30 protein-coding genes and 1 pseudogene are annotated in these 26370 nt (G+C 36.9%); 15 read left to right on the forward strand and 16 right to left on the reverse strand.

Features of this window, described 5'->3' with window-relative positions; genetic code table 11:
* Positions 1-43 precede the first annotated feature (43 nt).
* Positions 44-1003: a 2-hydroxyacid dehydrogenase gene (locus AWM76_RS06280; RefSeq protein ID WP_003141915.1), complete on the forward strand. Its 960-nt coding sequence runs from the start codon at positions 44-46 to the stop codon at positions 1001-1003.
* An 80-nt stretch (positions 1004-1083) separates the two neighbouring features.
* Here the strand turns inward: AWM76_RS06280 and AWM76_RS06285 are convergent, their stop codons facing one another.
* Positions 1084-3267, reverse strand: a complete 2184-nt coding sequence (locus tag AWM76_RS06285) for an amino acid ABC transporter substrate-binding protein/permease (protein ID WP_003141914.1) — start codon at positions 3265-3267, stop codon at positions 1084-1086.
* 274 nt (positions 3268-3541) lie between these two features.
* On the opposite strand from AWM76_RS06285, the gene ybaK reads away from it, so the two are divergent.
* Positions 3542-4033: a Cys-tRNA(Pro) deacylase gene (gene ybaK / locus AWM76_RS06290; RefSeq protein ID WP_003141912.1), complete on the forward strand. Its 492-nt coding sequence runs from the start codon at positions 3542-3544 to the stop codon at positions 4031-4033.
* A 39-nt stretch (positions 4034-4072) separates the two neighbouring features.
* Here ybaK and AWM76_RS06295 read toward each other — a convergent pair whose 3' ends face one another.
* Positions 4073-4465 carry a YccF domain-containing protein gene (locus AWM76_RS06295; protein ID WP_003141911.1) on the reverse strand — a complete coding sequence of 131 codons (393 nt, stop codon included), beginning with the start codon at positions 4463-4465 and terminating at the stop codon, positions 4073-4075.
* Positions 4466-4636: 171 nt separating this feature from the next.
* Here AWM76_RS06295 and AWM76_RS06300 point away from each other — a divergent pair, with 171 nt between their 5' ends.
* Both AWM76_RS06300 and AWM76_RS11075 read left to right on the forward strand, forming a co-directional pair.
* On the forward strand, positions 4637-5353 hold the full coding sequence (locus AWM76_RS06300) for an HAD-IIB family hydrolase (protein ID WP_003141909.1): 717 nt from the start codon (positions 4637-4639) through the stop codon (positions 5351-5353).
* Positions 5337-5447 carry an HAD hydrolase family protein gene (locus tag AWM76_RS11075; protein WP_081453826.1) on the forward strand — a complete coding sequence of 37 codons (111 nt, stop codon included), beginning with the start codon at positions 5337-5339 and terminating at the stop codon, positions 5445-5447. Before AWM76_RS06300 ends, AWM76_RS11075 begins: the two co-directional genes overlap by 17 nt.
* A 415-nt stretch (positions 5448-5862) precedes the next feature.
* Here AWM76_RS11075 and AWM76_RS06305 read toward each other — a convergent pair whose 3' ends face one another.
* From AWM76_RS06305 to AWM76_RS06315, 3 genes are all read right to left on the reverse strand, one after another.
* Positions 5863-6639 (reverse strand): Cof-type HAD-IIB family hydrolase, encoded by a 777-nt coding sequence (locus AWM76_RS06305; protein WP_106427282.1) that lies wholly within the window; start codon positions 6637-6639, stop codon positions 5863-5865.
* Positions 6640-6714: 75 nt separating this feature from the next.
* A complete protein-coding gene (locus tag AWM76_RS06310) occupies positions 6715-7662 on the reverse strand; it encodes a Gfo/Idh/MocA family protein (RefSeq protein WP_003141905.1) in 948 nt (315 codons plus the stop codon).
* Positions 7655-8518, reverse strand: a complete 864-nt coding sequence (locus tag AWM76_RS06315; RefSeq protein ID WP_003141904.1) for a MurR/RpiR family transcriptional regulator — start codon at positions 8516-8518, stop codon at positions 7655-7657. The genes AWM76_RS06310 and AWM76_RS06315 overlap by 8 nt, the downstream gene beginning before the upstream one ends.
* Positions 8519-8732: 214 nt before the next feature.
* Here AWM76_RS06315 and AWM76_RS06320 point away from each other — a divergent pair, with 214 nt between their 5' ends.
* A complete protein-coding gene (locus tag AWM76_RS06320; protein WP_039935144.1) occupies positions 8733-9746 on the forward strand; it encodes a Gfo/Idh/MocA family oxidoreductase in 1014 nt (337 codons plus the stop codon).
* A gap of 29 nt (positions 9747-9775) precedes the next feature.
* Positions 9776-10750: a Gfo/Idh/MocA family protein gene (locus AWM76_RS06325; protein ID WP_039935142.1), complete on the forward strand. Its 975-nt coding sequence runs from the start codon at positions 9776-9778 to the stop codon at positions 10748-10750.
* A gap of 69 nt (positions 10751-10819) precedes the next feature.
* On the opposite strand, the gene AWM76_RS06330 is transcribed toward AWM76_RS06325, so the two are convergent.
* The 5 genes from AWM76_RS06330 to AWM76_RS06350 form a co-directional block, all read right to left on the reverse strand.
* A complete protein-coding gene (locus tag AWM76_RS06330) occupies positions 10820-11557 on the reverse strand; it encodes a glycerophosphodiester phosphodiesterase (protein WP_003141900.1) in 738 nt (245 codons plus the stop codon).
* Positions 11558-11568: 11 nt separating this feature from the next.
* Positions 11569-12693, reverse strand: coding sequence for an ABC transporter ATP-binding protein (locus AWM76_RS06335; RefSeq protein WP_003141899.1), 1125 nt, complete (start codon positions 12691-12693; stop codon positions 11569-11571).
* A gap of 12 nt (positions 12694-12705) precedes the next feature.
* Complete coding sequence (locus AWM76_RS06340; protein ID WP_003141897.1) at positions 12706-13593, reverse strand: carbohydrate ABC transporter permease; 888 nt, start codon at positions 13591-13593, stop codon at positions 12706-12708.
* Positions 13593-14486 carry a carbohydrate ABC transporter permease gene (locus AWM76_RS06345; RefSeq protein ID WP_003141896.1) on the reverse strand — a complete coding sequence of 298 codons (894 nt, stop codon included), beginning with the start codon at positions 14484-14486 and terminating at the stop codon, positions 13593-13595. Before AWM76_RS06345 ends, AWM76_RS06340 begins: the two co-directional genes overlap by 1 nt.
* 64 nt (positions 14487-14550) lie before the next feature.
* Positions 14551-15897, reverse strand: a complete 1347-nt coding sequence (locus tag AWM76_RS06350; RefSeq protein ID WP_003141894.1) for an ABC transporter substrate-binding protein — start codon at positions 15895-15897, stop codon at positions 14551-14553.
* 412 nt (positions 15898-16309) lie between these two features.
* On the opposite strand from AWM76_RS06350, the gene AWM76_RS06355 reads away from it, so the two are divergent.
* The gene (locus AWM76_RS06355; protein WP_003141892.1) at positions 16310-16822 is read left to right on the forward strand and encodes a GNAT family N-acetyltransferase; all 513 of its coding nucleotides are present in this window, start codon (positions 16310-16312) and stop codon (positions 16820-16822) included.
* Positions 16823-16997: 175 nt separating this feature from the next.
* Here the strand turns inward: AWM76_RS06355 and AWM76_RS11225 are convergent.
* Positions 16998-17123 (reverse strand): annotated as a pseudogene (locus AWM76_RS11225) (transposase); the annotation flags it as partial.
* Between the two features lie 152 nt (positions 17124-17275).
* Positions 17276-17746 carry a MurR/RpiR family transcriptional regulator gene (locus AWM76_RS06360; RefSeq protein WP_039935136.1) on the reverse strand — a complete coding sequence of 157 codons (471 nt, stop codon included), beginning with the start codon at positions 17744-17746 and terminating at the stop codon, positions 17276-17278.
* Between the two features lie 198 nt (positions 17747-17944).
* Here AWM76_RS06360 and AWM76_RS06365 point away from each other — a divergent pair, with 198 nt between their 5' ends.
* Positions 17945-18391: an organic hydroperoxide resistance protein gene (locus AWM76_RS06365; RefSeq protein WP_003141889.1), complete on the forward strand. Its 447-nt coding sequence runs from the start codon at positions 17945-17947 to the stop codon at positions 18389-18391.
* A gap of 98 nt (positions 18392-18489) precedes the next feature.
* Positions 18490-19203: a Crp/Fnr family transcriptional regulator gene (locus AWM76_RS06370; RefSeq protein WP_003141887.1), complete on the forward strand. Its 714-nt coding sequence runs from the start codon at positions 18490-18492 to the stop codon at positions 19201-19203.
* Positions 19204-19441: 238 nt separating this feature from the next.
* Here the strand turns inward: AWM76_RS06370 and AWM76_RS06375 are convergent, their stop codons facing one another.
* The 4 genes from AWM76_RS06375 to AWM76_RS06395 form a co-directional block, all read right to left on the reverse strand.
* Complete coding sequence (locus AWM76_RS06375; protein ID WP_060779340.1) at positions 19442-20443, reverse strand: IS30 family transposase; 1002 nt, start codon at positions 20441-20443, stop codon at positions 19442-19444.
* 263 nt (positions 20444-20706) lie between these two features.
* A complete protein-coding gene (locus AWM76_RS06380; RefSeq protein WP_039934722.1) occupies positions 20707-20928 on the reverse strand; it encodes a hypothetical protein in 222 nt (73 codons plus the stop codon).
* A gap of 603 nt (positions 20929-21531) precedes the next feature.
* Entirely contained in the window at positions 21532-21699 is a 168-nt protein-coding gene (locus AWM76_RS06390) for a hypothetical protein (RefSeq protein WP_003141213.1), read from the reverse strand.
* Positions 21686-21895 (reverse strand): helix-turn-helix domain-containing protein, encoded by a 210-nt coding sequence (locus AWM76_RS06395; protein WP_003141212.1) that lies wholly within the window; start codon positions 21893-21895, stop codon positions 21686-21688. The genes AWM76_RS06390 and AWM76_RS06395 overlap by 14 nt, the downstream gene beginning before the upstream one ends.
* 245 nt (positions 21896-22140) lie before the next feature.
* Between AWM76_RS06395 and AWM76_RS06400 the strand changes: the two genes are divergently transcribed.
* The 6 genes from AWM76_RS06400 (at position 22141) to AWM76_RS06430 (ending at position 26342) form a co-directional block, all read left to right on the forward strand.
* Positions 22141-22446: a helix-turn-helix domain-containing protein gene (locus AWM76_RS06400; protein ID WP_003141211.1), complete on the forward strand. Its 306-nt coding sequence runs from the start codon at positions 22141-22143 to the stop codon at positions 22444-22446.
* A gap of 29 nt (positions 22447-22475) precedes the next feature.
* On the forward strand, positions 22476-22844 hold the full coding sequence (locus AWM76_RS06405; RefSeq protein WP_003141210.1) for an ImmA/IrrE family metallo-endopeptidase: 369 nt from the start codon (positions 22476-22478) through the stop codon (positions 22842-22844).
* Positions 22845-22859: 15 nt separating this feature from the next.
* Positions 22860-23237, forward strand: a complete 378-nt coding sequence (locus AWM76_RS06410; protein WP_003141209.1) for a TM2 domain-containing protein — start codon at positions 22860-22862, stop codon at positions 23235-23237.
* A gap of 86 nt (positions 23238-23323) precedes the next feature.
* Entirely contained in the window at positions 23324-23905 is a 582-nt protein-coding gene (locus tag AWM76_RS06415; RefSeq protein ID WP_003141208.1) for a DUF5067 domain-containing protein, read from the forward strand.
* Positions 23906-23994: 89 nt separating this feature from the next.
* Positions 23995-24909 carry a DUF6414 family protein gene (locus tag AWM76_RS06420; RefSeq protein WP_003141206.1) on the forward strand — a complete coding sequence of 305 codons (915 nt, stop codon included), beginning with the start codon at positions 23995-23997 and terminating at the stop codon, positions 24907-24909.
* Between the two features lie 317 nt (positions 24910-25226).
* The gene (locus AWM76_RS06430; RefSeq protein WP_003141203.1) at positions 25227-26342 is read left to right on the forward strand and encodes a site-specific integrase; all 1116 of its coding nucleotides are present in this window, start codon (positions 25227-25229) and stop codon (positions 26340-26342) included.
* The last annotated feature ends 28 nt before the right edge of the window (positions 26343-26370 follow it).

A 26370-nucleotide genomic window follows, 5' to 3' on the forward strand; every position in this document is an offset into this window, starting at 1 on the left:
TGTATGAATCGATTGTATAATTAAATGTTGAAAGGAAGATTCTATGAAGATTGCTTTACTAGAACCATTACGCGTACCAGAAGCCCGCATTAAAGAACTGGCCCAACCGCTGATTGACGCTGGTCATGAATTTACCTATTACCCTGACAAAACGACTCACCCAAATGAACTTTATGAACGCTCTAAGGATGCGGATATTGTGATGATTGCCAATAATCCCTACCCCGCTGAAGTGATCGATCGTTTAGAAAATACAAAATTTATCAATGTGGCTTTTACTGGTTTCGACCATGTTGATAGTAAAGCGAGTAAGGATAACGGTATCGCCATTGCCAATGCATCTGGTTATGCAACAACAGCGGTTGCTGAATTGGCTTTAGGTTTGACTTTAGACCTATTCCGCGCCATCACAAAGGGGAACGACGACATTCGTAATGCCAACTTCCAAGGTCCCTTCCAAGGGCGTGAAATCAAAGGAAAAACGGTTGGTATCGTCGGTACTGGTCATATTGGCCTTGAAACGGCCAAATTATTTAAAGCGTTCGGTGCTGATTTAATCGGATACAACCGATCTGAAAAGCAAGAAGCCAAAGACTTAGGCGTGGAATTAGTTGAACTGGATGAATTATTACAAAGGGCAGATATTGTTTCAGTTCATTTGCCTTTAAATGATGAAACAAGACACTTGTTAAATAAAGACAAATTAAGCTTGATGAAAGAATCTGCTGTGATCATTAACGTTGCCCGCGGGCCGATAATTGATGATTCAGCCTTAGCAGACTTATTGAATGAAGGCAAAATAGCCGGCGCTGGGATTGACGTCTTTGACGGTGAACCGCCATTGCCTGCTGACTACCCATTATTATCGGCTAAGAATGCTATTTTGACACCACATGTTGGTTTCTTATCTGACGAAGCCATGGAATTAAGAGCGCAAATTGCTTTTGAAAACACCAAAGCATTTATCGACGGTAAACCACAAAACATCGTTCAAGAAGCCTAGTTTCCATCAACTTAAATCAAAAAAATCCAGGTTACCCGGTTAAAGGTGCCTGGATTTTTCGTATGATCAACGTTTATTTATTAGCGTGTAGTTCTTGAACCTACATAACGTTTTTCAATATAGTTTGATAGTTTAGTTAGAATCGTAATGATGATGATGTACATCAAACCAACAATCAACCACATGCTACCTGATTGGTAAGTGCGGGCGATGATGATACGACCTGTTTGCGTCAATTCTACGATACCAATTACGGATAGGATTGACGTATCTTTTAAGGTAATAACGAACTGGTTAATGAATGACGGTACCATCACTTTTACTGCCTGTGGCAAAATGATGTGACGCATTGTTTGACCGTTTGTTAAACCTAGACTTCGGGCTGCTTCAGTTTGACCTGTGTCGATGGCTTGGATACCGCCACGAACGATTTCACCCATGTATGCTGCCGCATTTAGTGAAAGGGTTAAAATACCCGCCAAGTTACTTGAAATGGTAATGTTAAACATTTGCGGAATACCGAAGTAGATGAAGAATGACATTACAATTAGTGGTAAACCACGCATGATGTCAATATATACTGTCGCAATCCCTGATAGCACAACGTTACCACTTGTACGCATCAATCCTAAGAAAATACCTAAGATTGTCGCAATTACTAATGATACGATAGCTAAATAAACAGTTGTGCCTAAACCAGATAATAAGGCCGGGAAGTTGTTGGCTAGTTGAGTTAAGAAGCCGTTAGAAGAACTTGTTTCGCCCTCTTCAGAATCACCTAAGTATTTACCAACGATTTCGTCGTACTCGCCAGATTCTTGAATAGCTGCTAGTCCGTCATTAAACATTTGTAGTAATTCTTGGTTTTCACCAGCTAAAACAGCAAAGCCATAAGATACAGGTTCTAATTGGTCACCAATAACTTTAAGGTTTAAACCACCAGAGTTAATCGCGTAAGCCATTACTGGATAATCTTCTACCGCTGCCGCTGAGTTACCAGAAATAACATCTTGGTACATGTTAGAAGAGTCATCAAATGTCGTTACAGTAAAACCGTATTCGTCGGCCATTGATTGGGCAATTGTTGCCCCTTGTGTACCAGTTTTAACGGCAACATTTTGTCCTTCTAAGTCTTCGTATGATTCAATATCTGAATCCGCCAAAACAGCGAATGTTGTCCCTGAATCAAAATATGGTTCTGAGAAATCAAAAGTTTGTTTACGTTCTTCTGTAATTGACATACCAGCGATTACGGCATCTGCTTGTTGGGTCTCAACCGCTTGAACCGCCGCATCAAAGCCTAATGGTTTCAGCTCGTAGTTGAAACCTTGGTTAGCTGCGATAGCATCCAATAATTCAACATCGATCCCAGTGAAGTCACCATTTTCGTCTACGAATTCAAATGGTGCAAAAGTTGTATCGGTTGCAATTGTGTAAGTTTCACCTGAACCAGCTGCTGGTGTTTCTGATGAAGAAGATGTTTCTTCTTGACTAGCACCGTATTTAGCTAAAATGTCATCATATTCACCTGAAGCCTTGATGTTTTCAAGACCGGCGTTGAACATTTCAAGTAATTCAGCATTTTGGCCACGTAGTACAGCAAATCCATAAGGCGCTTCTTCAAAATTGTCACCAATGAATCGTAAGTTTAAACCACCTGATTCGATTGCGTAACCCATTACTGGATAATCTTCTACCGCTGCTGCTGAGTTACCAGAAATAACATCTTGGTACATGTTTGGCGAATCATCGAAAGTATTCACTGTAAAACCGTATTGGTCCGCTAAGTCGGCTGCGATGGTTGCCCCTTGCGTTCCTGTTTTGACAGCAACAGATTGACCTTCTAAATCTTCTAATGATTGGTATTCAGAATCTTCCAATACCGCAAAAGCAGTACCTGATTCATAATATGGTTCTGAGAAGTCAAAGGTTTGTTTACGTTCTTCAGTAATTGACATACCAGCGATTACCGCGTCTGCTTGACCTGTTTCAACAGCTTGAACCGCTGCATCGAAACCTAATGAACGTAATTCATAATCGAATCCTTGGTCTTCAGCGATTGCTGCTAAAATATCTACATCGATCCCAACAAATTCACCTGAATCATCTACGAATTCAAAAGGTGCAAAAGTTGTATCAGTTGCAATAATATAAGTTTCGCCATTACCTGTTTCAGTTGCTTCAACTTTACCAGGTGCGATTGAAAATAATAGAGTAAGTAAACTTACAATAAATACGGAAAATGATAGCTTTATATGCTTCATCACGGCTTTCCCTCACTTCTTTCTTTAAATGTTTTTAATGCTTTCACAAGATAGTTACAAGTATACCTTGAAATTATCAAAAAAGGAAAGGAAATATCACGCAAAATGTCAGATTTTCTCACACACGCAGATCAAACCTGTCTATTTACTCACACGTCTCATTTTGTTTTACCCAATCGCTTTTTTTCGCAAAATAAACATAGATGTGTAAAATAGGATTAAATCATAGAATTAAATCGAAGGATGAAAATATAAAAGAAAGTGATGTTGTATTATGGCAAAAGCTAAAAAAACCAATGTACTCCGTAAATTAGACCAACAAAAAATTCCCTATACAGAAATGACTCTTCCTGAAGATTCCACACCACATTCCAGTGAAGAAGTTGCTGAAGTACTTGGCATTAATCCAGACCAACAATTTAAAACGCTAGTCACACATGGAAAATCGAAAAAACATTATGTCTTCCTAGTCCCTGTTAACCATGAGTTAGACCTAAAATTAGCCGCCGCTGCCGTTGGCGAGAAGAATATTCATATGATTGCCCAAAAAGACCTTGAACCCTTAACTGGCTACATTCACGGTGGGTGTTCTCCGATTGGTATGAAGAAGGCCTTCCCAACCGTTATTGATGCCACCGCTCAAAATTATAAGACCATTATTTTTTCAGCCGGAAAACGCGGATTCTTAGTTGAAGCACCCGTTAATGAATTGGGAAAAGTAATTGCCCAATTAGATTTTGCCGACATTATAGCCAAAAAAAACTAGCCAAGAGAAAACTGGCTAGTTTTTCCTATGTCTATACTACTATCTTATATCCATGTAAAGTGTATTTGACGGCACAATTCGTGCACCAAACGGTACAAGCGATAGTACGGCTAGTTTAAAGTGTTGTTTGGCGAATGGGATACCGATAATGGTAATGGCTAAAATAACCCCCGTAAATAGGTGCATGGCTGCTAATTCTAGACCACCAAAGATTAACCATAGAATATTCCATAGCAAGCTACCAAAGCCACTTTCCCCACGGACAACGTCTTTACCAAATGGCATTAATGATAATTTGGCCATTTTGAAACATTGTAGGCCTACGGGAATACCAACAATCGTGAGGCACCATAGACTGCCGATAAAGAACCAAGAGATGGCAGAAATAAGCCCACCAAAAATCATCCAAATTAAATTTCCTAAACAACCCATGGGCGTTCATCCTTTCATTTTCGTTTTCAATAGTTTATGGTTATAATATAACATAGATAAGTTTACTAGCCATCCGTCTTACGATGTAATCTTTAAGTTAAAAGTAATTGTAAGCGCTATATAACCGTCTACAAAAGCTCGCTAGTAACAAATGCCAATTGGAGGATTTACATGACAGATATTAAATTAATTGCCATTGATATGGACCACACCTTGCTAAATGACAATGGACAGCTTCCTGAGAACTTTACAGACCAGGTACATGCCTTAAAAGAAAAAGGCATCCAGGTGGCCATCGCATCCGGACGACCACTTTATACTCTGGCAGATATGTTCAGTCATATTGAAGATGATTTGATTTTCGTATCTGATAATGGTGCTGCCATCACCAAACAAGGAGAACAATTATTTAATTCAATTATCCAACCAGATGACTACCGCAAATTGATGGCCTTTACCCTTGATCAAAATGAAGCAACTGGTATCCCTATCTTGTGTGCCCTAGACGCAGCCTATATTCCAAAAGCCCATGACCAGTATGATCAAGTCTACCGGACTTTCTATACCAATATTCACTATTCCGACGACTTTGCGTCAGTGGATGCTGTTGCTAACAAGTTTACAGTGTATACACCAAATAACGATGCTGTTGACCAATATGCGGACATTTACGGCCCGGCTTTAAGCAAGCAATTTTCTGCCACAACATCTGGTAAAGAGTGGATTGATATTATGAACAAAAATATCGATAAAGGCCAAGGCATGTACCAACTGAGCAACTTACTCAATATCACCACTGACCAAATGATGGCTTTTGGTGATAACTATAATGACATTGAAATGTTGGCTGCTGTGAAAATATTCATATGCCATGGAAAATGCCCATGACGATGTTAAAGCACAAGCTAATTTTATCGCCCCATCTAATAACGATCTAGGTGTATCAAAAGTCATTCAAGACTTGTTAGACGGTAACTTATGAAAATAAAATAAAAACACAGAAAGCAGTTGAACCTCACTCGGTCAGCCATTTTCTGTGTTTTTTCCTCTGTTTTGTTCTTCCTTATTCACCTGAAAACATCTACGAAATGACGTAAGGGCCTTTAAACCTCCCGAAGATTTCAGACCATTGTGTTACTTTGGTCCCTAATTTTTCATAAAAATTCAGCACTTCTTTTGAATGGGCAAAAATCAACTACGGGACAACTTGAACCATCCAACCGCTCCTTTTTGAAACTGACTGTAAAGTATCTTTAAACACTTATAGTATATAGCGGAATCCAGCCCAAGTCCCCTGATAACCATTTTACACAAGAAAAAAGAGCAATCTTCACTTAAGCTAAGACTCTCTCGATAGAAAGAACCGCAGTAAGCTGGTGATTGCCCTTTTTTAAATATTAATCAAACAAACCTAATTGTTCACAGGCTTTATAAATGCCGTCATTCCAGACCTCAGAAGTGATAATATCTGCAGTTTTCTTGACGTTATCGGTCCCATTACCCATTGCAACTGAGGTGCCAACCTTGGCCAACATTTCAAGATCGTTGTCGGCGTCACCGAAGGCATAAGTTTGTGAAATATCCATATTCAATATCTCAAGAACCCTGTCAATCCCATTAGCTTTAGACACGTCGAATGGATAGATATCCAAATGAGTCGGCCCCGTTTGAACGACTTTCAATTCAGTTAACCAGTCGCTCACAGTCCGGATATTTTCAGTGGTTACGAGCATTTGAAGGACGTGTTCAGGATATTCACTATCATCCACAATCTTAAATGGTTCACCGTAATCCCTGGCATGAAAGACATTTGGTAGTAAATGAAGTCCTTTCTTGGTGTCAAAAAAGCCTGGCACATCGCGAGAACGCATCTCGTCAATCGTACGTTCAACTAGTGCTTGGTCAATATAGTTTTGATAAACAAGGTCATTTTCGATATGAACTGCCTGACCATTTGAAGTGATAAATGAATCAATCTTCAATAAGTCACCCAAGTCCTGAGCCCGGTTCTTCCAGCGACCTGTTGCAATAATTGGTAGCACGCCATTGGCTTTTAACTTTTCAATGGCAAGGTAGGTTGACTCAGGAACCTTTTGTTCAATGGGTAAATGGTACTTGCTTGAGTCAAATAAGGTACCGTCAATATCAAAAAATGCCACTCGTTCAATCTTCATAGAAGAGCCTCCTGTAATTTTCTTACTTTCATTATAGCAGTTTACGCTTTCATTTGATCTGAGTGATTGCATTTACTAAAATATTTCTGCTTTCAATTGATCAATAATGGCTGCGAATTTCTTAGTATCCGCTATTGGCATCCGGTTGCTTTCTAATCTACCTGCTTTTAGATTGGCATGGACATGGGTAATTTCACCATAAAAATCATCGACAATATTCAAAATTTCATTGTTTGTGACCCTATCGGCTACAATTAAGTCAAATTTAGTTGGTCGGTGGAAGTCATAAAGCACAATTTCCCCTTTACTTCCTGAAATCACTGCTTTTGCGTCTGTTAATCGGTCAAAACCTGATTCTAGCACTGCTTCCTTACCGTTCACGTCAAATACCGCATTCACGTATACTTCTACTTGACTATCATGTAACTTGTAATCCAAGTTTTTCAGGACAAATTCACCTGGCAAGAAGTCTTCTAGTAAGGCAGCGTTATAGACACCCATATCTAGTAAACAGCCACCTTGATCTTTTTCAAAATGGTAAGAAGCATTGGACTCATCGAAATTTCGGCATAAAGAAGTGGTTACCGTATGGACTTCCCCAATTTCACCTTGTGCAACCAATTCTTTCACCGCTTGATAAGCAGGGGTAAAGCGACTCTTCATGGCTTCCATAAAGAAAACGGGTTTAGCATCTAAAGCTGCTTCAATTTTTGAAACTTCAGCTTGATTCATAGTCGCTGGTTTTTCACAAAGAATGGCTTTGCCTGCTTGGATGGCTTTCAAGACCCATTCCAAATGGTATTTATGCGGTAAAGCAATGTAGACCGCGTCCACTTGGTTGTCGTCCAATAATTCTTGGTAAGACCCATAAGCCTTTTCACATGGATGGTTAGCTTTGAAAGCTTCAGCCTTTTCAATCGTCCGGTTGGCAACTGCGTATAATTCACCGTCAGTTACCTCCTCTAGACTATCCGCAAAACGGTTGGCGATATTTCCTGCGCCGATAATTCCCCACTTAATCATCTAATGCTCCTCTCTGGATTCGCGTAAACTTCTTGGCAATTTGTTCGTTATTTTTCTTGTAATTGGTCATAAAAATCATGGCAAATAAAACATTAAAAATATATTCAATGGCAATTTGCGAAGAGAAAGTTCCTATTTTCAAGGAGTCTGACCGCTCCAAATCAACAGTTGTCAGCCAATGGTCAGTCATCCCCGCTAAAACTTTAGCGTCTAGGGACGAAATCAAAATAGTTGGCACACTTTCAGCTTTCAAAATCTCAATAAATTGCTGGTACTTGACTGAATCCGCCCGGTAAGAGGTAAAAATGGCACAGTCTGTCCTTGTAATATTGGACGCCACCCAAGCCTCATCCGCGTATTCTTCCGCTATCACAATGAAAATCCCTAATTTAGCCAGTTTATTCTGAAAAGATCGGGCTGAAATTTGCGTGTCACCTTTGGCAAAAATAAATATCCGCTTGGCATCTAGCATAGTTTTCACACAGGCTTCAAAAGTCTGTTCATCAAAATTGGCTTGCATAGCTTCAATCGTTTGCTTGGTCAAACTAGCCATTTTGTCGGCAATATCACTAGTCGAATCTTCCGGTACGAAGGGAAAATTGGCATCCACTGCCCCTTCTTTGAACCGGTCCTGCTGGGCATAGGCAATTAAAGCCACCCGGAAATCCCTGAAACCTTCATAACCTAGCTTTTGGGTAAATCGAACAATCGCTGAATGTGAGGTATAAGTTTTAGTCGCCAAGTCCCTTAAATTAAACTGGCTGGTCGCTAAGGGATTGCTCAAAATATAAGCCGCAATTCGCTTTTCATTGGGCGTAAATTTTTGGTCATTTTTAAGTGCTTGCACTAAATGCATTTTCTCACCTTCTCCTGAAAGGGTTTTCTACTCATAACATTGTACGCTATCTGCTTGAAAATTGGTATGGAGGATATCTTTTTGGTCAAAATGTTCAAAAACCCCCTTTCATTCGACACCTTCCTGGCAGTTACTACCAGAATAACCAAATCGCTATCATTTTCCCATCAATACAGCTATATTTAAGACAAATACATTTATGGAGGTTATGTTCATGTTAAACATTGCTTATATCGGAAACGGTAAATCCACCAACCGCTACCACCTACCCTTTTCTAGCCGCCTACCGGAAATTGTCAACATTCAAACAATTTACTCACGGTCTGGGAAAAGTGCTTGGCCAGCCCTTGAAGGCGTCAATTACACGAGTAACCTAGATGATATCTACAAGGATGAAGCCATCAACCTAGTTGTTATCACCACACCTAACCCTACCCACTATGATTTAGCCAAACAAACTCTTGAAGCCGGTAAAAATGTATTGGTTGAAAAACCATTTGCGGAAACTCGTGACCAAGCCAAAGAATTATTCGACTTAGCCAAAGAAAAAGGCCTATTCATCCAATGCTACCAAAATCGTCGCTACGATTCTGACTTCCTAACTACGCAAAAAGTCATCGAATCTGGTGTCCTTGGTGATTTGATCGATGTTGAAATTCACTACGATCGCTATAACCCTGAATTTTCAGAAAATTCAACTTATAGTTTAATCGATTCCTATACATACGGTCTAGGGTCTCATTCCCTAGACCAAGCCATTTCTTACTTCGGTATGCCTGACGATGTCCACTTCGACACCCGTCAAATTCTTGGTTCCGGCAAATTAAACGACTACTTCGATTTTGATTTAAACTACGGCAATTTAAAAGTGGCAGTAGCCGGGTCATTAATGCGGTTTGAAGCCAGACCATCTTTTGCCATTTACGGAAAAAAAGGTGTCTTCATCAAGCAAACAAAAGACCGTCAAGAAGACCACTTGAAATTAAACTACACACCTGATGAACCTGGTTTTGGACAAGACTTGCCTGAACATTACGGGACTTTAACCTACCTAGATGACAATGGCGTCTACCATAAGGAAGCGGTTGTTTCTGAAGTTGGCGATTATCGTCAAGTTTACCGCGATATTTATGAAACCATTATTAACGGCAAAGAGAAAGTCGTGAAAGATGAAGAAACATTGTTAGTGATGCAAATTATGGAAGACGGACAAGTCGATTTACATTAATTTTGACCCACTAAAGAAAGGAAATGAATATGAAATTAGGAATATTAGGTGCTGGTAAGATTGTCGTAGATTTCCTGTCAATGGTCCACGATATTCCAACTATAGAATTGGTTGCCCTTTTGTCATCTGAAAGATCTTTGGCTAAAAACCAAGCGATGGCGGACGACCACGGAATCAACCATGTTTTCACGGACCTAGACGCCCTATTAGCTAGCGATATCGATACCATCTACGTAGCCTTGCCTAACCATTTGCATTATGAATTTGCGAAAAAGGCACTCTCAGCCAATAAAAACGTAATTTGTGAGAAGCCATTCACCTTAAACTTGGCAGAACTGGAAGAACTGGAAGCCATCGCTCTGGAAAAAGATTTGGTATTAGTAGAAGCGATTACCAACCAACACTTCCAAAACTTCAAAGCATTAAAAGCAGATTTAACTAAACTAGGGACTATTAAAATCGTTGAAGCCAACTACTCACAATATTCAAGCCGGTATGATGCTTTTATGGACGGTGAGATTTTACCAGCCTTTGATCCAAAAAAAGCTGGTGGTGCCTTGATGGACATCAACATTTATAACGTCCATCTCTTAGTCGGCCTATTCGGTGCGCCGAAATCAGCCACCTATTATGCCAATGTAGATCGGGGAATCGATACATCAGGCATGTTGATCATGGATTTTGAAGATTTTAAAGCGGTCTGCATCGGGTCAAAAGATACCGACGCCCCAATTAAATCAACCATTCAAGGACGAAACGGTGCCTTAATTATCGATGGCCCAACCAATTCATTGGCTTCTTATGATTTGGCCTTGCGCGGAGGGTCTTCACAGACAACCGACAAACGAATTCACAACCACCGCATGTATGAAGAATTTGTTGAATTTGAAGACATCATCCGTACTCACGATATGGACCGGGTTAAAGCAAACTTAGCCCACTCTAAGGCGGTTATGGCAGTCATTGACCAAGCACTTGCTTCAGCAGATCTACAACTAGGATAATAACCACTAAAGTATACGACAAAAGCCTATGGCATCCACGATGGGGACCATAGGCTTTTCCTTTGTAAATTATTTTGATGCGTTTAAAGTTTCTAGTCCTAAGACCACATCATCGGTAATAATATTGGTTACTTTAGCATTAATTAGTTTTTCCATATCTTCAGATCGGTTTACTGTATAGGTGTTAATCCCGATATTGTTGGCTGCAAGATTGTCAAAATCTTCTGACTCTAAAGTCATGAAGAATGGGTGATAAAATTCATGCTCGTGACTAGTCGAATAATCACCTGGTTTCAAAATGCCACTCATCGTTAAAAGACCCGTTTTTAAGGCCGAATTTACCTTTTTGGCTTCATTCATGGTGTGGTGTTGGAAGGAAGATAAGACTACTCGATCAATTAGGTCATATTGTTGAATCAGGTCATTCACCTTTTCAACTAGACCATCATAACGGAAAATATTGGTTTTTAATTCAATATTGACCATGATGTCCAAGGGTTGGAACCACTTGAAAAATTCTTCGAGTGTTGGAATTTGAATGTCTTCATTTTCTTCAACTTGTCCTTGGAATTTGCCATAAAAATAGAAGGTTTTTAATTCCGCTAAGGTCATGTCCTTGATAAAGCCCGTGCCATTTGACGTCCGGTCAATGGTTTCATCGTGACAAATCACGACCTGTTCATCGCTCGTTAATTGAACATCAAGCTCAATACCCGTAATATTAAACTTAGCTGCTTCTTTAAAAGCTAGCATGGTATTTTCAGGGAATAACTTTGAATAGCCTCGGTGGGCAATAATGCCAGTCATAGGTTCACTCCTTATTCTTCGTGGTAACGACGGTTTAAAATTGAATTACCTGTAGTTTTATCAAATAAGTATGCTTTATTTATATCAATTTGTAGATACACATCAGCATGTGTTGGCACTCTTCTTGCTGGACTTAAGCGCGCTGTCATTTCACGTTCTGAAGAATGGAAATCAAAGTAGACGAAGGTATCTGCTCCCACTTGTTCAACATTTTTAGTTTGCACTAAAATAGTCTGGTTATCAAAACGGTCATTCTTATATTCAAAGTGCTCTGGGCGTAACCCAATTTGAATTTCTTGACCAGTTGCTTCTACTAAAATGTTATCCTGCATCTCTTGAGCTAATGGGAAGATTTCCTCGCTTGATTCAATTGCTATACCATTTTCCGTTTTCACTAAACGACCGTTTATTAAGTTCATTTGTGGACTGCCAATGAATTCCGCAACAAAACGGTTTACTGGATTATTGTATAAGTTTTCTGGTGTATCAAATTGTTCAACGCGACCAGCATTTAAGACTGCAATACGTGTCCCCATTGTCATCGCTTCGGTTTGGTCATGTGTGACATAGATGAAGGTAGTTTGTAATTGACGGTGCAATTCAACGATTTCAGAACGCATCGATACACGTAATTTCGCATCCAGGTTTGATAGTGGTTCATCTAACAAGAAGACTTTTGGATTACGTACCATCGCACGACCTAAAGCCACACGCTGACGTTGTCCACCAGATAAGGCACCTGGCTTCTTGTCTAAGTATTCAGTTAGTTGTAGTGGTCTCGATACTTCTTCAACTTTTGCATAACGTTCTTTTTTCGAAATACCTTCCATTTTCATTGCGAAGGCAATATTGTCACGAACATTCATATGTGGGTATAAGGCGTATGATTGGAAAACCATCGCGATGTCACGGTCTTTTGCAGGTACGTTGTTGACAACCTCATCACCAATACGTAATTCCCCTTCAGAAATAGTTTCTAATCCTGCGATCATACGTAGGGTAGTCGATTTGCCGCAACCAGATGGTCCTACAAATACAATAAATTCTTTATCTTCGATGTCTAAATCGATATTATGGATTGCTTTAAATTCATCTTCATAAATTTTACCGACTTTATTTAATTGAACTTTTGCCATTTTATCCTCCTATTAACCTTTCACTGCCCCTGCAGTTAAACCTTTAACCATGTTCTTAGATCCGATAACGAAGATGGCTAGACTAGGTATCATTGAAATAATAACACCCGCTACCATTAAAACTAATGATTGTGAGTCTACACTATTCAACATTGAAATCCCAATTTGAACAGTTCGCGCATTATCGTTATTCGTTACTAGTAACGGCCACATATACATGTTCCAACCTGCAAGGAATGACTGAACGGCCATTGAACCAAGCGTTGGTCTCAGTAATGGAAACATAATTTCAAATACAAATCGTAAATCTTTACACCCATCCATTTTAGCTGCTTCATAAATTTCATAAGGGAAGTTTTGTAGCGCTTGTGTACATAAAAAGATGTTAAATGCTGAAGCCATAAATGGCAGGATCAACACAATAATTGAATCATTTAAGCCCCAACCAGATACCATCAAGAATTGAGAGATAATTACCGCTTCACCTGGTACCATCATGGTAGAAAGGATTATGGCATACACTAATTTACTGCCTTTGAAATTTACAAATCTGAAAGCAAAACCGGCTAATAAGGATGTCAGAATCTGCAATAAGGTAACAGATGTTGCTACGATAATTGAGTTGACGATATAACGACCTAAAGGGGCGATATCAAAAACTTGAACGAAGTTTGTTAACGTTGGGTTTTGCGGGAATAGAATTGAATTTGGATCATATAATTCAGCTGATGGTTTCAAGGCCATTAATACGGCATAAATTAAAGGAAACATCATAAAAAGCCACATGATAACGTTAAGGACAATTACGCCTATTCGTTGAACGCTTTGCTGCATCAAATATTTTTGATCTTGTTTATTACGGTTAGTGACTGCTGTTGAAATTGCATGCGTGCTGGCCATTATTTATTACTCCTTCCTCGAATGATGAACATGATAATAGTTAAAATCATAATGATGACGAATAAAACAACTGATTCTGCTGAGGCAAATCCATACCGGTAATTCATAAAGGCATTCTTGTAAATATCGTAAACAATTACGTTCGTTGCTTCACCTGGACCTCCTTTAGTCAAGATATTGATTTGACCGAAACCTTGGAAGGCGTTAATCACATTGGTTACAATAACAAAGAAGAAAGTTGGCCCTAATGAAGGAATGGTAATATTGATAAATTTTTGAAAACCGTTGGCACCATCAATTGAGGCACTTTCATATAAAGAATCATCAATACTCGCTAATCCAGAAGAGAAATATAAAAAGTTCATCCCTGAATTTAACCAGCCAGTTAAAATCCCTACAACTACAAGAGACCATGCCGGATGAGTTAAAAGGTTCTGATTAGTGCCGATTAACTTGTTTACAATCCCTACCGTCGGGTTTAACATGACTTGGAAAATCATTGCCATACCTGCAGATGCAATAGCCATTGGCATCGCATACGAGGTAGAGAAAAATCTAATCCCAGGAAATGACCGTTGACATAGCATAGCCGCTATTAGTCCGACTGTCACACCAAAAAGTACAACAATCAAAACAAACTGGAATGATACTATCATAGAGTTCCAGAATGATTTACTGGCAAATAATTCAGCATAGTTTCTCAATCCAAGAAACTGAGACATTTGACCGAAAGAATCTGTTAGATATAGCGAACGGAAAATCGTTTGGATAAAAGGCCAAAACATAAATATTGTTAAAACTAACAAAGCTGGTAACAAGTACATATAAGGTTGGATTCGTTCACCCAAGGTCTTCTTCGCTTTAATGATTACAATTTCATCTGTACGTTCCAAAATTGTGCTCCTTTCAAAATATAAAACAGCCGGAAAAAGCTTCCGGCTGTACAAAGTCTAAATCTTATTGATTCGTCGCATTGTAGTTCTCAAGCGCTGCATTTGTTTGATCAGCCATATTTTGAACTGCCTCTTCTGCAGTGATTTCATCATTTAATAGACGCTCTAATTCTGCTTCGAAATACATACGTGCTTCTTGGTTTACACCAGATAAAGCACCTTGATCTTCAGGTGTTGCATCATGTAATTGGTCAATCGCTGTTTGGAATTGAGGGAATTCTGCTAGGTTATCTTTGAATACTTGCTCGCCGTTTGCATTCTTGTTAACTGGGAAGTAACCCGTGTCTGCATTCCATTGTGCTTGAACTTCAGGTGTTACTAGGTATTGCATGAAGTCCCAAGTAGCATCTTTCTTAGCTTCGTCTTCAGATTCGATCATCCATAGAGACGCACCACCGATTGAAACCCCACCTTCATCTTCCGCAGATAGTGCTGGGAAGTATGCCGTACCCACTTCGAAACGACCGTCAACTTCTGTTAAGATTTGGCGTAATGTTGCTGTTGAAGCTAAAGTGATTGCTGATTGACCTGAAACAAATTCAGCTTGTCCACCTGTACGTCCTACGTTAGGTGCAACACCTTCGTCCTGAGCTTTTTTCCAAGTCTCTAAGGCACGTAACATGCTACCGTTTTGGTCAAATACAACTTCTGTTGGTGTAGCTTCACGGCCGTTACCATTGTTATACATATCTTCTTCAGTTTTGTTGATGAATTGCTCGATGTACCAACCATAGATAGTTAATGACATTGGCATTTCAACGCCTGCTTCAGTTAATTGTGGTGAAATTTCAATAATTTCTTCAAATGTAGTTGGTACTTCTTCGATACCAGCTTGCTCAAATAGGTCCGCATTGTAGTACATTAACGGTGTAGATGAGTTGAATGGCATAGAGTATAAAGTATCATCTTTCGTATAGTAAGCTAATAAGTTTTCTTCTAAGTCACCTAATTCAAATCCAGATTCGTCAACGTAATCCTGAACAGGTACTGTTAAACCTGAGTCGATCATGAATGTCATCCCTTGTTCAAATACTTGAACTAAGTCGGCACCAACATCAGAACCAGAGGCAGATGAACGTAATTTTGTTAATGTTTCATCATAAGTTCCTTGATATTGCGCATTGACGAAAACTTCATCTTGCGACTCGTTATATTGGTCAACGATTTTTTGTAGTGCTTCACCAGTAGACCCACCCATACCATGCCAGAATACTAATTCAGTTTCGCCCTCTGCAGCACCAGTAGATGAGTTAGATGATTCAGAACCTGCACTAGCATTTCCACATGCAGCTAATAATGCAGCTGATAATAACCCCACACCAAAGCGCATAATATTCTTGTTAAATTTCATTATCCTTATTTCCTCCCGAAAATTGATCTCAAATTTTTAACTCCGCTATTTATCTTAAACTACCAATATTAACTTCCAATCAATTTTCAGTATTAGTTTTGAAAATAATCAGTAAAGTCTTTAATTCGAAATTTTTACACTTATTTGACTTTTTATATTTATAAAAAACGATAAAAAGCCTTTTATTATCAACTAAATAAAGGCAAATATACCGCTATACCAACTTTGATAAATATATTTTGTGTAAAGATTGTATATATATCTTTACAATTTCACGCCATAAATGGGTATTTTTAAACCGTCAAATGGCTTATTGTTTATGCTAAAGTCATTCTTATATGTTTATACTTTAATTTTTAAGCGTATTTAGATTACTATATAAGAAATTAATGATGTAGGAGGATGGTCATTTATGGCACGATTACAGCAATGCACCCTAGCCGATGTAGATGAGTTAAGAGCTGTCTCAATCGAAACTTATACGGACACTTTTGGGGAATTTAATTCGGATGAAAATATGCGGATTTACTTGGAGGATGCCTATAATCGAAGCAAATTAGTAGCAGAATTAGAAACCGCCAATAGTCAATTCTTCTTTTTGAAGGAGAATAATGAAACTATGGGTTATCTTAAATTGAATGTGGGCGAAGCACAGTCAGAATATAAGGGCGACAATCTTCTTGAAGTCGAAAGGATTTATGTGCGAACAGCTTTTCTACGCCACGGATATGGCACAAAATTAATTCAAGCTGCTGAAGAAATTGCACGTAGTCTAGGTGTGGCTGGTATTTGGTTGGGCGTATGGGAACATAATCAACGCGCACTTAATTTTTACAGCAAAATGGGCTTTCGCCATATTAGTCAACATTCCTTCTTCATGGCAGACGACGAACAAATAGACTTGATTTATTATAAAGAATTATAAGACACAAAAATCCCCAGACAGTATAGGGGACCCTAAATGTTAGTCTAAATTTTGGCTCTTCGTCAAATAGGACTGATGAGTAATATCTGCCAGGTAATCATTAGATTGCCTGGTTTTTTATATACTCTTTTCCATTATTCATTTTTATCTTTATACTATGCTTTTGGAGCAGCCCTTAGGCTGCTTGTACTACCGATATTTCATTTAGATATAGCTTGTTCGTCATTAATATTCTAGTTCTAAAATTTTGGAAGTTTCGGTATCCATAGGCTGTCCGTTTTAAGACCTTAATATTATTATTCAAAGTGATTTGGGATTTAGGCATGATATTGGACTAAAGGTTCAAATTTTAGTGAAACTTAGGCTTCAATTTTGAAACTTTGGGTATCAAAAAGGGCATAACACACTGTCATACCTTTCTTAAACTTATTAAAATGAATGTTTATAATCTTACTAATGGTCCTTATATACCTCAATTGATGATGTTAAGTTTTCTTCATAATTTTTAGACATTAAATCCAAGTACATAACATCTAAAACAAAAATCATCGCCGTATAGGTACCAATCGACTCAACATTAAAAACATGATTCTTATCATCAATCACAATATATTCATGACATATTTCTTTAAGCGTTACTGATTTGCGACCACCAATTTTTATGATGTGAATCCCATTTCTACGTTGGTTTAATCGATCTTTTTCCGAGATTTCCTTTATCAATGTCATACGCAAATCGCTATAGCCCGACAAGTCTAGTCTTTGAAATAATCGTAAAACGGTTGCCTTACTCGTATAAGAATTACTACCCAATTCAGTTGCAGTCAAATTTTGAATTTTTGTAGGATTTTTTAAAATATAATCTGCAATCTGTCGTTTGGAATTGGTAAAACCTTCTTTGCTTTCTAATCTTTCTAATAACATCATAAATTTCCTGCAAAATATGTATCACTTTTAATATTCATCTTATTAAAAAGTTTGCAATAACACTAAATTTATCATCGGCTATTAAATTTTAAAATTTTTCATATTTGAATATATTTGGCATCCTTGACCTAGGTCAAGGTAGAAACGCTTACTAGAATCTATACTAAAGTTATCAAACGAAAAGGAGTGTTCAATATGTCTGATTATCAAAAAATTTACGAAACAGAAGCTACAAATACAGGTGGTCGTGATGGTTTTAGCTATTTAGAAGATGGCTCTTATGAAGTAAAAATTACTACCCCTAAAGAAATGGGGGGTTCTGGAGCTGGCCAAAACCCTGAGCAATTGTTTGCTTTAGGTTATAGCGCTTGTTTTCACGGTGCTTTAGAAATTGTTAAAGGTCAACACAAAGTGCGTGAAGATTCACAAGTTACAAATATTGTGCGCCTATACAAGAAACCTGATGCTGTAGACTTCCAATTAGCTGTAGAAATTACTGTTGCTATTCGTGACCTTGACACTTTAGAAGTTCAAAAATTAGCGGACGAAGCACACAAGGTTTGCCCTTACTCTAAAGCAGTTAGCGATTCAATTGAAGTAACTGTTCGCGCAGTAAATTACGACGCTAGCAAAGAAAAATAAGCTTAAATTGCACACAACTCTCAATAAACGTTCACTAGCAATTCAAAACTAGTGGACGTTTTACTGTGCTATAATATATTAAGAAAGGATCGGTGGATATGAAAAAGACAATTGATTTTACAAAATATCATCATTGTGTCAGTACAATGCCCTTATTTCAAGGATTAATCGTTGAAGATATCCAATCAATCCAAAACTACATTACTGAAAAAAATGTTTCGGCAGGAAAATTAGTTTACGCTGCAGGCGAAAAGTTGCAATCACTCTACCTAATACAAGAAGGCCAGTTAAAAGTTTATCGCCTAGCTGCATCAGGAAAGGAACAATTGATTCGCATACTACAACAAGGTGATTTTGTAGGGGAAATGTCATTATTTGAGGAACGTCATTATGACTATTATATTGAAGCAACTCAGCCTAGCAAGCTATGTGCCATTAAAAAAGACGATTTTGAACAAGTTTTATTAGCCCATCCACAAATAGCTATCGAACTTTTAGGTGAAATGGCCCGCCGTCTTGATGATGCCGAACAGCAAACGACTGGCATAACTACAAGCTCGACGAAAGCGCGATTGATTCAATACTTATTGCATATGAGTGAAAAACAAGATTCTTTAAAAGTAAAATTAGCAACAACCAAGAAAGCTACGGCTTCGTATCTTGGAATGTCACCAGAAACTTTTAGTCGTTGCTTATCTAAATTAACTAAGGACCAACTTATTTCGCAACCACGTCCAAATATTATTGAAATACTAGATAAAAATGCGCTAGAATTCGCATTACTTGATGAAAGCATCGAAGCAAATGAATAATATTTTATTATAAAGTAACAGATTAATTGCTGTTACTTTTTTTGTCGCTCTAATAAGCTAATCCATAGAAACTACCAGCTAAAATATTTGTTTAACTACTTGTGAATATGCTCTTACCCTACTGTTTATAAAACTTTAATCTCCTATGTCGAATGACGCAAAAATATGTCCTAAATCTATTGACTTTTAAAAAAAGTTCATAATTTGATAACCTTGAAAAGTTTTTAAGCTTAAATTGTCAAATTAAGTGCAACACAGTTTTATAAAAGATTTCATAAGGTGTTTTCCAATTCAAACATTTTTTGGGACGTGTATTTAATTTCGTTGCCCAACCTTGTATCTCTTCATCAGTTGCATCTGTCAAATCAACACCTTTCGGTGAGTACTCTCTAAGGAGTCCATTTGTATTCTCATTAGATCCTCTTTGCCAAGGGGCATGAGGATCTGGAAAATAAATTTGCGTATTATTTAATTCCTCAGTCAATCGGGCGTGTTGACTGAATTCTTTACCACGGTCAGGTGTAATGGTTTTACAAAAATCAGAATCAATACCTTGTAGTAATTTAATCATTTGGTCAACTACCGGCTTAGAAGCTTTCTTCTCAGATTTACCGATTAGTAATAACCTAGATTTTCTATCAACTAGCGTTACTAAGCACGCTTTACCAGTTTGACCTGCAACTGTATCTGCTTCCCAATGACCAATCTCAGTTCGTTCATTAGCGCTATCAGGTCGTTCATGAATCGTATTGGAGATAGGGATCTTTCCTCTTCTCTCTACGTGATTTTTAGAATGGCGTGTTTTACCTCTGTGTCTTAATTTACGGATAGCGCCTCGATTACCGGTTGATAAACCAGGCTCATCGAAGTCGCCACGATAAATTGCACGATAGATAGTATTATAACTGATTTTATTTTTGGCATTTTCAAGGTTCAAACGACCAGAAATTTGTTCTGGAGACCATTGTTCGTTGAGAAATAGTCGTTTGACCAACTGGAAAATAGAGTCTTTATCTAGCGTGCGATGTCTGCCACATAGTTGTTTTCTACGTTTATACTCTCCATGAGCAGTTGACGGTGAATAACTGCCATCCTTGTTTGAATTACGATGTAATTCTCTTGAGATAGTCGATTTAGAACGGTCCAGGGTCTCGGATATATGCCCGATAGTTTCGCCTTGTTCATACATTAGGAATATTGTTTCTCGCTCATTCATGGTAAGATGTGTGTATGGATTCATAGTTTTCTCCTTCTAATAGTTGGTTGGTACATCTATTTTATAGGAAAACTATGGATCTTTTTTTATTTTATTATTGTTGTTGCACTTAAATTGTAAATTCGTCAGATATTAAAATTTTGAATATTAATTGATAGGCCCTATATGTATTTCCAACTAAAGCCCAAATTAGTAGTGTTGTAATGAAACCGTTGAAGTTAAATTCAATAGCCGATACTCAACCAATGAAATATGCAACTGTCACGAATGACCAATATAGAAACTTCTTACTGTCGTGATTCATCTTTCTCATCCTCTCTTAATTCATTTATCTCTACTCCTAATGCATCTGCTAGTCTAAATGATGCTTGCAGCCCTAAGTTCTTTCTTTCACCACTTGCCACCCTATATAATTGCGAGTGATTAATTTTACTTTCTTGAGATATTTGATGTATGGTTCGGTCTGTATTATTAATATAATCAATTAAACATTCTTGTATCCTACTCATTACTACCTCCATATAGTTGTAGATAACTTATCCACAACTATATGTTGTGTTATTTGTCATATGATGTTATAATCTTTATGACAATTAATTACTTAGAAAATGGTGATCCAACTCCCCGTGCTGGGGGACCATATATAGATTTTTGATGTCAAAATAAAAATGAAAGTGAGGTGAATAAATATGCCATACTACTTATGTAATAAAGATGTTGATAATAAAGGAAGACATGAAGTTCATACTAGAGATTGCTCTTTTAAACCTTCTGTTTCTAATTCAGTTGATTTTGGTTACTTTTCAAATTGCCAAGAAGCAATTAAGGCTATGAAGAGTGCGAACCCAAATCATGAATTTGATGGTTGTTATTATTGTTCTAATGCATGCCATAAAGGTTAATGATCACGCAAAACTTGTCTTCGATACATCTCATCTTGAAATCGTATGATTTCTTGCAACTTATCAACTTGGTCAAAGCTAGAATGTCCATTCACCAATTTAGAATGAAATTTTAGTAGATCTAACTTGATACTATGTTTTTTACCTTTCACTCGCCCTACTACCAATCATGTGGTAAATAGTGCGAGTGTTTTTATTTTCTTTTTCATACTAAATCCTCTCTTCTAAATACTTCTTATTTACTTTTCCACGTATTGTGATTTTGCCTTTTGCTGCTAATTCATCATTCAGTGATTTGATAATCTTATAAGCATGTGCTTGACTACATTCAAATATTTTCATGATGTCTTTGACGTTGTAGAATTCAGGCATTTCCATTTGTATCACCTTCTTCCAGAATATCTTCTATTGAAACTCCCAGATATTGAGCGACCCTGTATAACGTTATCGAATAAGGAGTCACCTTGTTCCACTTGGAAATTTGTCCATTTGATAATTCAAGGTCTTTTTCAATTCGATAAACGCTAACACCTTTCTCTTCAGCTATTTCTTTAATAGTGTCGTATAAATCCACTTTCTCACCATCTTCTCACGGAATAAAATATATAAATATTGACATATAACAGAATATATTCTATTATATAAGTGTGATAAATAACCCCACCGAATTCGCACAGGAATCCGGAGGAGTAACGACTTAACCGCTCTACCAAAGCGAATTTAGCCGTCTGTATTTGTGTACTTCTCAGGTACAAATACATATTATCACAGAATATATTCTATTGAAATAATAATATCAGAATAAATTCGGAGGGTAATATGAGAATTTATGATAAAGTCAAAGACCTTGCTAAAGCAAGAAATATTTCTATTGCAGAATTAGAAAGGCGTTTAGAATTATCGAATGGATCTATTTCTAAGTGGAATACATATATGCCAAACACTGAACCACTTCTAAAAGTGGCAAATTTTTTTGGTGTTTCTACTGATGAATTATTAGATAATGTCGATACCTCTAAAGAGAAATCACAAGGTTTACTAGCAGCACACATTGCTGATGATGTTACGCCTGAGGAAATGGAGGAGATACTAGACTATATTAATTACATTAAATCGAAAAGGTAGGGGATTATACTGAATGAGTTAGAAAAATTATGTCAAAGTATGACAATTTTGAATATATTTTTAAAGATGATATGCCCCTAAAGTTATTTGGTTATATTGATAATGAAACAATTTATATAAATAATAAAATTTCTTATGAAGATAAATTAGCGACTTTAATGGAAGAAATTGGACATTATCATATGACGGTTGGGGATATTGTAGACTACTCAGATATGAAAGAGAAATACAAAGCAAGATTATGGAGTTATGAGCAATTAATATCTGTTGATAAATTAAAGAAATATCGACATTCTTTTGATCCTGTTCATGATTATGAAATAGCTGAAGATTTCGGATTACCAGTTAACATAGTTGTTGACGCGATTAGAATGTACGTTGTGAAGGATAAGATTTAGGGAGGATAAATAGAAATGTCGAGAAAAACATATGAACCAAAAACAGAAAACTTTAATGCTAGATCGAACTCAATTGTGGATTTGGCTGACTTAGATTTACAGGAACGTGATTATGTAGAACGTAAAGTGTCAAATGATGCTAAGAAACCACTTGTAGCCTGGTTATTATGGTTCTTTTTAGCTAGTTTTGGAGGTCATAGATTTTACTTTGGAAAAATTGGTTCAGGGTTTGGGATGATTGCTGTGACGCTGTTTCTATCTAGTTGGATGTTTGGAATTCCAACAATTATTTGGTTCATATATGATGCATTCCAAATTAATAAATGGCTAGAACAAAGTAGAGAGAATGTTCGTGAAGATGCAGTCAGAACAGTGTTGTTGATGAGAAAATAAAAACAAAAAAAAGCCCTACCAGTCGGTTAGATTGGTAGGACGTTTATTGGTTAAATATATTATATCATATAGGAGGAGTTTTGATTATGAAGAAATTGGTTTTAGTTGGTTTATCTGTGTTTGCGTTAGCTGCTTGTGGGGCTAATGAATCTGAAAGTGCTGAAGAATCATCTACTTCAACTAGCCAAGAGGTAAGTGTTTCTGAAGAAAGCAGTACTGAAAGTGTAGCACCTGAAGAAACGACTTCTTCAGAATGGACGTTTGATGGCACTGTTGCAGAAATTGAGGATGTAAAAGTAGAAATCACTGATTATCATGTTATTCCTATTGGAGAACCAGGTAATGAATATGGTGAGTCACCAGTAATTGCTTTTTGGTACGATGCAACTAATAAGTCTGGAGATGATATCAATGCAATGTCAGCATGGATGGCTATTTTTACGGCAGTTCAAGACAATGACCCAAATGTTATAAATGAATTGGAAGTTGCTTCTTTACCTGATGAACAATACTTAGATAGTCAGATGGAAACAATTAAAGAAGGTGGAACAGTTTCTAACGCTTGGGGATATTACTTAACTGATGAAACTACACCAGTAACCCTAATTGCCACTCAAGGCATTATGGGCGAAGAAATTGGCCAACACAATTTTGAAATAGCGGAATAGCATATAGCAAAAAGACATCAGCCTATTCTTGGTCAGAGTAGGTGATCTCAAAGTTGTAAATTTAATATAGCGTAATTGGGAGGAATCAAATGAAAGACTATATTTATTTAGATACTGAGTTACTTAATTCAAACTTAGCTCAAGCATATGAAGGACTACCCATAAAATCATCTAATGAAGAACAACTTTCTAATAACAATTCTACTACATCTAATCATGATGTACATGGAGATGTAAGCGTAATGCCGGCCGGGGTAGGAACTTCATTTGGAGGAAAGATTAGTAATAGCGAATCTGAAGGTTTAACCGAGAGTCAAAAAGACGTATTAGAAAGTGCGTTTCATGATTATGCGGTCGACTTATTAATCGAAAAATTTAGTTCCAATGATGATTTAGTATCAAATAAATCCGAGTTGAAAGTTGGAGATATGTTTCAATTATCTGGAAATTTTAAAATAATTGATTTCGAATATCTTGCACAGGTTTCAGATATAACTGAAATTGAAGGCATTATTAACCCTGAACAAACAGAGTTTTATCAAATACAAGCTCAAATTAATTTGCTGTACAAGCAAAAAGGCAAAAATAATATTACACGTATTAAACAGTTAGAAAAACAAAGAGATGGTCTACTTGAAAAATTTTCTGAAAGTACTACCCCTTTTAAAATCATCAATGACTTAAGTGAATTCTCAAAAAAATTGTATCCTGAAACTATAATATTTAAAATGGACAACTTAATTATCTTACTTGATAAAAAATACTTAAGAAATAATGTTAGTCAAATTAATGCACTATCCTTTTCTAATAGAAAGGCAGTCATTTTAGGATTAACTATCTCAAAAGTAGACTCTGTATGGAGCCAAGATAAAAAAATAGAAGATATTCAACCAAATAACATTGGTTCAATTCCTTCTATAATTTCTGATATTATTCTATCGTCATTTGATTTAATTAGTGTTAATGACTACTACGTTAAGCCTATTGCTGTTTACTTCGAATAATTGATAATTTTTTATCATTATTTTCTCGCATTCTCTCGAGACGAATCTTTTTGTTATCCATCTCTATAGTATTTTTTTCTTTGAATAATTTATGTTCCTTACTTTTGTGAATATAGTCTTTGCGCATCTGCTTATAAATACTTTTTCCGGATAACATAAGATTCACCTCTTTCAATTGAATTATAGCATAAAAATAAAAAACACCCCACTCTCCTATCTTGGCGGACAGAGAGTGAGGTTACTGAAGTTTTAACAAAATGCACTAAGTGTATGCTTTTTGTGTACCTGCATTTTACCACAGACAGGAGGAAAATTGTATGCCAGCTTATAAAGATAAGAACACTGGAAAATGGTATTTCAGTATCAGATACCAAGATGATTTCGGTGCAAATAAGCGTAAAGTCAGACGTGGATTCAAAACCAAGAAACTAGCCCTTGAAGCTGAACGAGAATTTATGAATAAAGAAACTGGTGAAATTGACATGACGTTCAATTCACTAACAGAAATTTATCTTGACGATATGTCTCATAGACTAAGAGAATCTACAATGGACAACAAACGGAGTATCATTAATAGTAAGATAACACCCCTTATAGGTGACACAAAACTTTCAAAAATAAATGAACGAACAATTCGCAAATGGCAAAATCAAATTTTAAGTTTGAAAGATGATAATGGTAAGCTATTTTCCCAAACTTACATTAAAACGATTAATAATCAAATGTCCGCAATTCTGAATTATGCAGTCAAATACTACGGCTTGGAATCAAACCCCATCCATACGATTGGATCAATAGGTAAGAAACACGCGGATGAAAAGAATTATTGGTCATTAGAACAGTTTAACAAAGCAATGGCATATTATGATTTTAGAGATTCTCAAACGACTTATAGTTTTCCCACCTTACAATATAGATTTGCTTTCCACTTATTATTTTTCACAGGTATAAGAGTTGGTGAGTTACTAGCCTTATCTGCTAACGATTTTGATTATACAAATAAGATATTAACGATTAACAAATCTTATCAGCGGTTACGTGGGAAAGACGTAATCAACCGACCTAAAACAGACACATCAATCAGAGATATAACTATTCCGCAATTTATATTAGATATGCTTGATACCTACTTAGAAACCTTATATGATTATCAACCTGACGATAGAATTTTTCCAAACGTGAGAAAAGATACTCTAGCTAAGCAGCTTCAAATGATTTCTAAACACACAGACTTGCCAAGAATACAAGTCCATGATTTAAGACATAGCCACGCTAGTTTACTAATTAAACAAGGCATTAACTTTAAGGTCATTCAGCAACGCTTAGGTCATAAAGATATTCAAACTACTTTAAACACATACTCACACCTTTGGAGCTCTGCTCACCAAGAAGTAGCCGAATTACTAAATGGTATCAATATGGTATCAGAGTAAAAAATAAGACCCTACAAACACTGTTAAA

The sequence above is a fragment of the Aerococcus viridans genome, assembly GCF_001543285.1.
GTDB classification, from domain to species: Bacteria; Bacillota; Bacilli; order Lactobacillales; family Aerococcaceae; genus Aerococcus; species Aerococcus viridans.